The organism is Synechococcus sp. BL107, assembly GCF_000153805.1.
Lineage (GTDB): Bacteria > Cyanobacteriota > Cyanobacteriia > PCC-6307 > Cyanobiaceae > Parasynechococcus.
This window is the reverse complement of record NZ_DS022298.1, coordinates 2,277,163-2,285,034: the sequence shown is the minus strand read 5'-3', so window position 1 is coordinate 2,285,034 and position 7,872 is coordinate 2,277,163. Positions and strand designations below refer to the sequence as shown.

Here is a 7,872-nt window from a genome sequence, read left to right as displayed (position 1 = left end):
GATAACAGGCTGATCTCCCCCCAAGAGTTCACATCGACGGGGAGGTTTGGCACCTCGATGTCGGCTCATCGCAACCTGGGGCTGAAGTCGGTCCCAAGGGTTGGGCTGTTCGCCCATTAAAGCGGTACGCGAGCTGGGTTCAGAACGTCGTGAGACAGTTCGGTCCATATCCGGTGTACGCGTAGGAACATTGAGAGGATTTCTCCCTAGTACGAGAGGACCGGGAGGAACGCACCTCTGGTGTACCAGTTATCGTGCCAACGGTAAACGCTGGGTAGCCATGTGCGGAGTGGATAACCGCTGAAAGCATCTAAGTGGGAAGCCCACCTCAAGATGAGTGTTCCCATGGGGTAACCCAGTAAGGTCACGGGAAGAACACCCGTTGATAGGCTCTACGTGGAAGTCCAGTAATGGATGCAGCGGAGGAGTACTAATAGACCGAGGGCTTGACCAACATTTTGGTTCTTGCCTGAAGACAAATTCTTTGTTGATTCAGACGCGCAACGCAAGTTGTAATCCTATGCAGTTCTCAGGGTTCACCCTCTGAGAATGGTTTTATCCTGGTGTTCATGGCGGTGTGGAACCACTTCGATCCATCCCGAACTCGGTTGTGAAACGCATCAGCGGCGACGATATTTGGGGGGTAGCCCCCTGAGAAAATAGCTCAATGCCAGGTAAAACATTCTCTAAAAAAGTGATCTGAAGACCATACCGGTCTGATCATTTTTACGAAGAAACCACCTCTGCGGAGGTGGTTTTTTTGTGCCCTATACCTTGGGCTTAAGCCTTCATTGCAGTAACGTTAAGCGTATTGATTTGATATGGGTGAGGTGCAGAAGAAACAAGCATTTCGCCGTTTTGTCCTAAGTCTTTGGCATGCTTCCCAGCGTTGGAACGATGCGTCTTGTGTGGATCTCAGTGCTGCATTTGCGTACTTCACGCTGCAGTCATTTTTTCCGTTGTTATTAATTGCGCTCTCAGTTGCAGCCCGTATTTTTGGACGTACGGATAGTCTCGATCAATTGATTATATTTGTTGCTCAGATCTTGCCTCCTTCCGCTGTTGATTTGGTTGATTCCACATTGCGTGGTTTGGTGGCGCAAGGCTTTGGTGCTGGCTTGTTTGGTGTTGTTGTGCTCGTATTTACCGCAAGTAACGCATACTTAACGCTTCAGCGTGGTGCTGATCGATTGTGGAGCGCAATTCTTCCTCCTGCTTCTATGGATATCCCAGTCTCGATGCAGGTGTATCAATTTTTGCGCACAAGGTTGGAAGCTTTTTTCATCATTTTAGCCATTGCAGTTTTGATTCTTACAGATCAAATCGCTGCTGGATTTAGGTGGTTGCCAGAGGCCTTTATTGGCAATTTAGATTATTATATTCCATCGTTAATGTTGCTTGTGCGAGAGAGTCCGATTGTTTCTATTGGTCAGATTCTTCTCCCTGCTTCAGCGCTTTCCTTGATGGCATTGCTCCTTCAGCGTGTGCTCCCGAGTCGCCGAGTACCAATTATGCCTCTTATTCCGGGGTCAATTCTTATCGGATTGGGCCTCTCATTGTTGAATATTTCTTTGAGCCTCAGTCTTGTCTCTTTAGGGAATCGTTTTCAGGCTTATGGCGTTATTGGTGGTGTTCTTGTATTGACTCTGTGGGTGTGGTTGGTTGGAGTCATTGTTTATTTTGGTCAGTGTTGGAGTGTGGAATTAGCAGCCTCTCGGATCAAGCACTTGTCCCGGGGAAATCCGAACAGTGCAATTGTTTGACTTCCATCATTACTCTGTAAAACTGATTAATCCTGTTAGAGGCTGATTTCTAGATGAATCGTGCTCCTCTATTCCCTTTCATTGCGATCGGATTCCTCCTACTTCTTCCCGCTGGTGCTGGCCGCGTGTTGCTTGATCTGGCGGGTGGTTTATTCGTTGTGTTGCTTATTTTGCCCATTCTCTTGGGTGGACTTGGATGGGTGGGCTGGAAGGTGTTGCAGGCACGAATGCAAACCTGCTCTGCATGTGGTGCCGTTGGTTTCGGATCAAATCTTCAGTGCAGCGTTTGCGGTACGCCTTACAGCTCAACAGTTGAGTCAGACCAGCTGAATAGCTTTTCAATTCCCGCGAGTGATTTAACGATCGATATCACGGCTCAAGATGTGGATTCTGATGCTTGAGCTTGGAGATGCCGTTCTCGTAGAAATAAGAAAAAGGGCGCGCCACAGGCAAAGGCCACTCCAAAACTCAACAGGATGGCTATCCACCACCCCTTAATTTTTTGTTTTGGACCTTCCACACAGATCCAAATACTCACCGCAGTGGCACCGATCAACAAATCAGCCCCTAAGGATCGAGCCGCTGCTGTGGCGGATGCATCGGCTACAAACCGCTGAAGGTCGAAGCTGCCACTACTTTCCGCAATGAACTCTAAATTTGCGCGCCAAGGGAGCACAGCCCCAAGGATTGCCAGAATTAAGTAGATCCAGGGAAGTGTTTTACGCATTGCTCGACTCGACCGTGGTGGTGGATTCGTTCAAATTGTTGGTTTCAATCATGCTCTCTGGGTCGAGTTGTAGCACCGCTTGCTCAACAGTCTTGAGCAAAGCCTCGCAGTGTTCCAACACCACTTCCCCGTGCAAAACCCGATTTTGTAGATCTGCGATTGGGACGGAGTCGCTTTGGAGTTCCTCCAGAATCAGATCTAAGGCCTGAGTTGCTTCTTCATAGGACAGTCCAGAGATGTCCTTTTTCCAGGCTTTGATCTTAGAGGCTTTGGTTTTAGCCCTAGTCATGTCTTGGATTTGAGTGAGGACGGGCGGACAACTTTGACATCAGTATCGAGCTCCCCGTCGTTCATCTGAACGACGATGCGATCTCCCACTTTGATAGATGTCACGGCTGTCAGCGCTTCTCCTGCATTGTTGGTCAGCAAAGCCAGCCCCCGTTCAAGCCAGTGACTGGGTGAGAGTGCTCGCAACAAGTCACGTTTTCGGTTCAAGTCGTCCTGTAATTGGTGCAATCTCCTCAACGGCGATTGTTGATGGAGGCGCGCTCGGCGATCGTTTAAACGTTGTCGATCTCGCGTGATACGCCAACCGATTAGGTCTTTCATGCGTTGGCGACGGTCCTGGAGACTGCGCTTGGCGCTATCTCGATCTGGGAGGCAAGCCACCATGGCGGCGGTTGGTGTTGCGGCGCGATGGTCTGCGACAAGGTCCGCGATGGTGAGGTCATCCTCGTGACCGATGCCGGTTACGACTGGACGGGGAAACTTGGCTAGGCATCGGCATAAGGCTTCGTCATCAAACACGGCGAGGTCTTCGCGGCTGCCACCTCCCCGCGCCAGTACGAGGCCGTCCACTGCGAGGGCATCGCACCGTTCGGCCAGACGGTTTAATGCCTTGATGATTTGACCAGCGACAGCACCTTGAACAGGGACCGGAATCACCAATAAGCGGGTCATTGGCCATCGTTCTCGACCGGTTCGCAGCATGTCGGCCAGTGCGGAGCTTGGAACACTCGTGAGCAGGGCCAGCGTTGCGGGTTGTGGTGGAAGAGAACGTCGACGGCCCGGGTTGATCACCCCTTCTTCTTCGAGGCGCTGACGCACCTGCTCAAATTGTCGAAGAACTGTGCTCAGGCTGGGGCGGATATCGAGAGCCTGGACGGTGATGCTGGCCCTTGCTGCCCAGAAATTCAGCTTGCCCACCACAGTGACGCCATCGCCGTCTGTGGGGCGATAGCTCAATTGAGCCAATTTTGAGGCCCAAACCACCCCAGAAATACTTGCTGTTCCGTCGGTGAGGGTGAGCCAAAGATGCCCTTTTTTCACTTGGGGGCGAGACACAGTGGCCTCCAGCAAAAAACGTGGAGCGAAACCTCGTTCCAGCAAGCTGCCGATCGCGGTATTCAGTTCTCCGACCGAATAGGTCGGGATTCGTTCAGCGCTCAAGATCCAGTTTGCGGTAAGCAAAACCCCAGTACAGGCAAACCAACGCGCTGATGGATGCCACTACGACGCCCCAGGTTGTCTGATGTTGTGTGATGGCAATTGTGAAAATCACCAAGGCGCTGCTGAGCAAGCGAGAGCCATCGCGTCGATTTTTGACGTAGAAGGAAGCCAAAACACCAGCAGCTAGAGCGTCCACTGTGAACCATCAGTCACATCAACGATCGATGTGAAAGTCGATTTCGCATCAAAAAACCCTCCAGAAAGCTGGAGGGTTCTTGTCGACCGAGAACGGTCAGAGCGATCAGCCGAGGCCGATTTGGGTGAGGATGCCCTGGCCGGTCAGCAGCTCGGTACCGAGGCCGATGACGAAGCCGAGCATGGCCAGACGGCCATTCCAGGTCTCAGCGAAGTTGACGAAGCCAAAACGTGCGTTGTCGGACATTGGGTTAAACCCGGTGGAATGCGCACAATGTAACAAACCATGGAGTTTTGTTGCCAGTCGTGACGGCTACCGAAAATTGGATCGGTGTCCTCAGTCGTCTTTCTGCTGTTGTTTGCGCTTCGTGAATGCCGTTGGAGTCGCTTGGCTGGGGTCGTCGGGCCATGGATGTTTCGGATAGCGGCCACGCATTTCTCGGCGTACATCGGTGTAGCTGCCCTCCCAAAACCCTTTGAGGTCCTGCGTTCGTTGCAGGGGACGCCCAGCAGGGGAGAGCAATTCGAGGGTGACCGGTACCTCTCCTCCCAGGACGTGAGGGCCTGTTATTCCGCCAAACATCTCTTGCAATTTCACCGGTAGAACAACTTCCTCATCGTCGTAGCGCAACTTCGCTTGCCGTCCGGAGGGAATTGCAATGCGTTCCGGCAACACGTGATCGAGGCGTTGTCGCTCACTCCAGCTCAGATCTCCCCATAAAGCTTCGGTCAACATCTCTGGAGAAACATCTCGCCAGCTTTGGCAGCTCAGCAGGGTCTGTGCGAGCCAAGCGGTGTCCTGGAGAAGGGTCTCTCTGTCTCGTGCTGACCAGGGGGGGCCGTAATGGCGGTGCATCCAGCTGAGTCGTTGTCTCAGTTGTTGATTGAACGCAGTCCATGGCAATGCTTCGAGGGTGCCTGCCTCGTGCAAAGCGTTCAGGAGCAGTGCTTGGCATTGTTCAGCACTGGGTGTGGGTTGGGGGGTCCGGCGCAGGACGAGGTCTCCAAGTTGCAGCCGTCGTTCTGCTTTGACTTGTTGTCGAGATTCATCCCAGCTCACGCTGTCGATCCAGCTGCCCTCTCGCTCCCCAAGTTTTTCAAGGGCGGATGAATCAAGGGGAAGTGCGAGTTGAATCAAGGTGTCACGGCCTCCTGTGTCGACGCGAGCGACAGCAAGAGCAGAACTTCCCCGCAGTGGGTCTTGGGGCGAAAGGACGGCCCCTCGTCCCTGGCGTAGGCGATAGCGACCCGGTTGGCCAGGACGCTCTTGGGCCAACCATTGGGGGAAAGCCCGTAAAACTAGTTCCGCCGCATTGGCGGAATGGTTGTTTTTGGTTGCTGGTGGACCGAGACGTTTGAGTTGCTGCTGGAGTTGTCGACTGCGTTCACGAAGGGTTCGATGTTGGTCAACGACGCTGAGTCGTGCTTCGAGATCGCAGCCTGCATCGCAACCGGCGAGGGGATCACGCTCGCTGAGCAGCGCCGCCAAGTCGCAGCCGAGTTTGGAACAGCCGCGTCCTCGGGCTTCCAGCATTAAGAGGCCGAGCCGCGGGTGCACCCCCAACGTGGATAGCTGTCGCCCCGTCGGACTCAGCTGTCCATTGGGCTGCAGGAGTCCCAAGGCTTGGAGGTCTGACAGGCCCTCCTGCATGGCGGCTTGTGGAGGGGCATCGAGCCAGGGCAGATCATTTCCCAAACCTGCTCCCCACTGGGCCAGCTCCATCAGGATGGGCTGGGGATCTGCCAGAAGGAGCTCAGGAGGGCTGAAATTGGGCCGACGTTGTTGCTCGGCGGGAGACCACAGTCGGACGCATTGTCCGGCACTTTGACGACCAGCTCGGCCTCGGCGTTGTTCGGCGCTCGCCAGGCTGCTGGGCACAGTTTCAAGTCCCTCCATCCCGGTGTTTGGGTCGTAGCGGAGCTGTCGACTGAGTCCGCTGTCGATCACAAGCCGAACCGCGTCAATCGTGATTGAGCTTTCGGCAATCCCACTGGCCAAGATCACCGTGCCGTCATGTTCCGGACCGCAACGATGCAAGGCGGCACTTTGGCTGTCGAGGGGAAGTTGTCCGTGAAGGATGGCAATGCGCCAACGTTGCAGCGCATTGGCATCACTGAGCAGGGTGCGGCAGCGTTCGATCTCACGTAGGCCTGGGAGAAAAACCAACGCCCCACTGCCATGGGGCAATGTCAAAGCATGGTTTTCGAGGGCGCGCAGCACCTGGCGGGGGAGTGATTCGTTCTCCCGGGCTCTTTGGTGATGGGTTTCGACGGGGTAACAACGCCCCGCACTCTCTAGAACCTCGGCTTGGGGCAGGCGATCGCGTAAATCCGAAAGATCCAGGGTTGCCGACATCAGCACGAGAGCCAAGTCGGGTCGGAGGATTGGCGCGGCTTCCCTCAGGAGTGCAAGGGCTAGATCTGCATCTTTGCGGCGCTCATGGAATTCATCAAAGAGAACGCACGACACGCCCTCAAGCGATGGGTCGGCTTGAAGACGCCGAAGAAAAAGCCCATCTGTGACCACTTCCACCTGGGTGTTGGCAGAACGTTTTTGCTCGCCTCGCATGGCATAGCCGATCCGTTGGCCCAGTGGTTCGTCCAGGGATTGAGCCAGTCGTGTGGCTGCTGCTCGGGTGGCGAGTCGTCGGGGTTCCACCATCAAGACGCGTCCCGATCGCGTGATCTCTGCCGCGATGGGGGGCAGGGCGCCAATTAAGGCCAGAGGAACCCGCGTGGTTTTTCCCGCTCCTGGAGGTGCCTGAAGGAGCAAGGTACTTCCGGGTTTGATCTGCTGGCAGATCGTTGGAAGCAGCGGATCAATTGGGAAATCCGTCAAGCCGTCTGGGGAGCTGTCAGTAGTGCAGGTTCAGCAGCGCAATCATGGCAACGCTGCTGACGGCGCCGATGGCCGCGAGCAAACGAACCAAGGGACCGATTGACATGGAGAGAATGCCCATGAACGAATCCTCAGAGGACGAATTGAACTTGCTTTAGGCCTCGCCATGACCGCTTGTCTGTTGTGATGCGCACGCCCGAAGAGATGCGAATTCGTTATCGCACGTGGCGGGTTCCATCCACGGGGTGGTACTCCTCTCCGGTGAGTTCCTCGAACACAATTGCTGGAAGGCCTGTTTCAAACATGGTTTGAAGGGCTTCCTTGAGATACGGGTTCCAGCCACCGGTGCTGACTTGGCCATGGCGCACGGTCCAGTCCCATGTGCCCTGGAGATCCCGAGGAATTCGACCTTCCCGGTCACGTCTTGCCACCAGGTCAAGTGATTCCACAAGCCCCACGATGATTGGGTCTTTCCCGTAGGCCGGTGTGACGCTCAATTCGAGACGAACCGGATCCTCTTTGACCAGTCGCAATCGAAACCTGGGGGGCAATTTCATGCCCTTCATCACCGCGGCGACGATGCGTGTTCTTTGATCCACTTCGGACGACCCCTGATCAACTCCTGTTTACCAACTTATTCAGTGCCGTGCCCATGGGTCTCGGTTTCCCCGTCATCGTTGCCGCTAAAGCGCACGGTCAGTAGGTCTTCGTTGGTAACCCGCCCATCGCTGTCCAACAGTTCGGGATGCACCGTGATGCGTCCCGTGCGGTCGTTGGGTTCACTAATCGGGCCGCTGGCAGCTCGGAATCCCTTGCCCATCACGCGAAAGGCTTGCCAAAGCAGGGCTACCAAAACTGTCCCGTACAGCAGTGGAAACAGAGCGCTGAGCATCGTGGAG

Annotated in this window: 10 protein-coding genes and 2 rRNA genes; 4 read left to right on the top strand and 8 right to left on the bottom strand. The window is 54.9% G+C overall.

Annotated features, from left to right (window positions below; translation table 11 throughout):
- From BL107_RS11975 to BL107_RS11960, 4 genes are all read left to right on the top strand, one after another.
- A 23S ribosomal RNA gene (locus BL107_RS11975) occupies positions 1-454 on the top strand; the annotation flags it as partial.
- A gap of 105 nt (positions 455-559) precedes the next feature.
- Positions 560-676 (top strand): 5S ribosomal RNA (gene rrf / locus BL107_RS11970).
- A 145-nt stretch (positions 677-821) separates the two neighbouring features.
- Complete coding sequence (locus BL107_RS11965; RefSeq protein ID WP_009790634.1) at positions 822-1,763, top strand: YihY/virulence factor BrkB family protein; 942 nt, start codon at positions 822-824, stop codon at positions 1,761-1,763.
- 53 nt (positions 1,764-1,816) lie between these two features.
- Positions 1,817-2,164 carry a hypothetical protein gene (locus tag BL107_RS11960; RefSeq protein WP_009790633.1) on the top strand — a complete coding sequence of 116 codons (348 nt, stop codon included), beginning with the start codon at positions 1,817-1,819 and terminating at the stop codon, positions 2,162-2,164.
- Here BL107_RS11960 and BL107_RS11955 read toward each other — a convergent pair.
- The 8 genes from BL107_RS11955 to BL107_RS11920 all read right to left on the bottom strand — a co-directional run bounded on the left by BL107_RS11955 (position 2,140) and on the right by BL107_RS11920 (position 7,865).
- Positions 2,140-2,490: a DUF2834 domain-containing protein gene (locus BL107_RS11955; RefSeq protein WP_009790632.1), complete on the bottom strand. Its 351-nt coding sequence runs from the start codon at positions 2,488-2,490 to the stop codon at positions 2,140-2,142. The genes BL107_RS11960 and BL107_RS11955 overlap by 25 nt on opposite strands.
- Complete coding sequence (xseB, locus tag BL107_RS11950) at positions 2,483-2,779, bottom strand: exodeoxyribonuclease VII small subunit (RefSeq protein ID WP_009790631.1); 297 nt, start codon at positions 2,777-2,779, stop codon at positions 2,483-2,485. The genes BL107_RS11955 and xseB overlap by 8 nt, the downstream gene beginning before the upstream one ends.
- Positions 2,776-3,939 carry an exodeoxyribonuclease VII large subunit gene (gene xseA / locus BL107_RS11945; protein WP_009790630.1) on the bottom strand — a complete coding sequence of 388 codons (1,164 nt, stop codon included), beginning with the start codon at positions 3,937-3,939 and terminating at the stop codon, positions 2,776-2,778. Before xseA ends, xseB begins: the two co-directional genes overlap by 4 nt.
- The gene (locus tag BL107_RS11940; protein ID WP_009790629.1) at positions 3,929-4,135 is read right to left on the bottom strand and encodes a hypothetical protein; all 207 of its coding nucleotides are present in this window, start codon (positions 4,133-4,135) and stop codon (positions 3,929-3,931) included. The genes xseA and BL107_RS11940 overlap by 11 nt, the downstream gene beginning before the upstream one ends.
- A 105-nt stretch (positions 4,136-4,240) precedes the next feature.
- Entirely contained in the window at positions 4,241-4,381 is a 141-nt protein-coding gene (locus BL107_RS12445) for a chlorophyll a/b-binding protein (protein ID WP_009790628.1), read from the bottom strand.
- Between the two features lie 90 nt (positions 4,382-4,471).
- Positions 4,472-6,973, bottom strand: coding sequence for an ATP-dependent helicase HrpB (gene hrpB / locus BL107_RS11930; protein WP_009790627.1), 2,502 nt, complete (start codon positions 6,971-6,973; stop codon positions 4,472-4,474).
- A gap of 215 nt (positions 6,974-7,188) precedes the next feature.
- The gene (locus BL107_RS11925) at positions 7,189-7,572 is read right to left on the bottom strand and encodes a hypothetical protein (RefSeq protein ID WP_009790625.1); all 384 of its coding nucleotides are present in this window, start codon (positions 7,570-7,572) and stop codon (positions 7,189-7,191) included.
- Between the two features lie 35 nt (positions 7,573-7,607).
- Positions 7,608-7,865: a DUF2973 domain-containing protein gene (locus tag BL107_RS11920; protein WP_009790624.1), complete on the bottom strand. Its 258-nt coding sequence runs from the start codon at positions 7,863-7,865 to the stop codon at positions 7,608-7,610.
- Positions 7,866-7,872 lie beyond the last annotated feature (7 nt).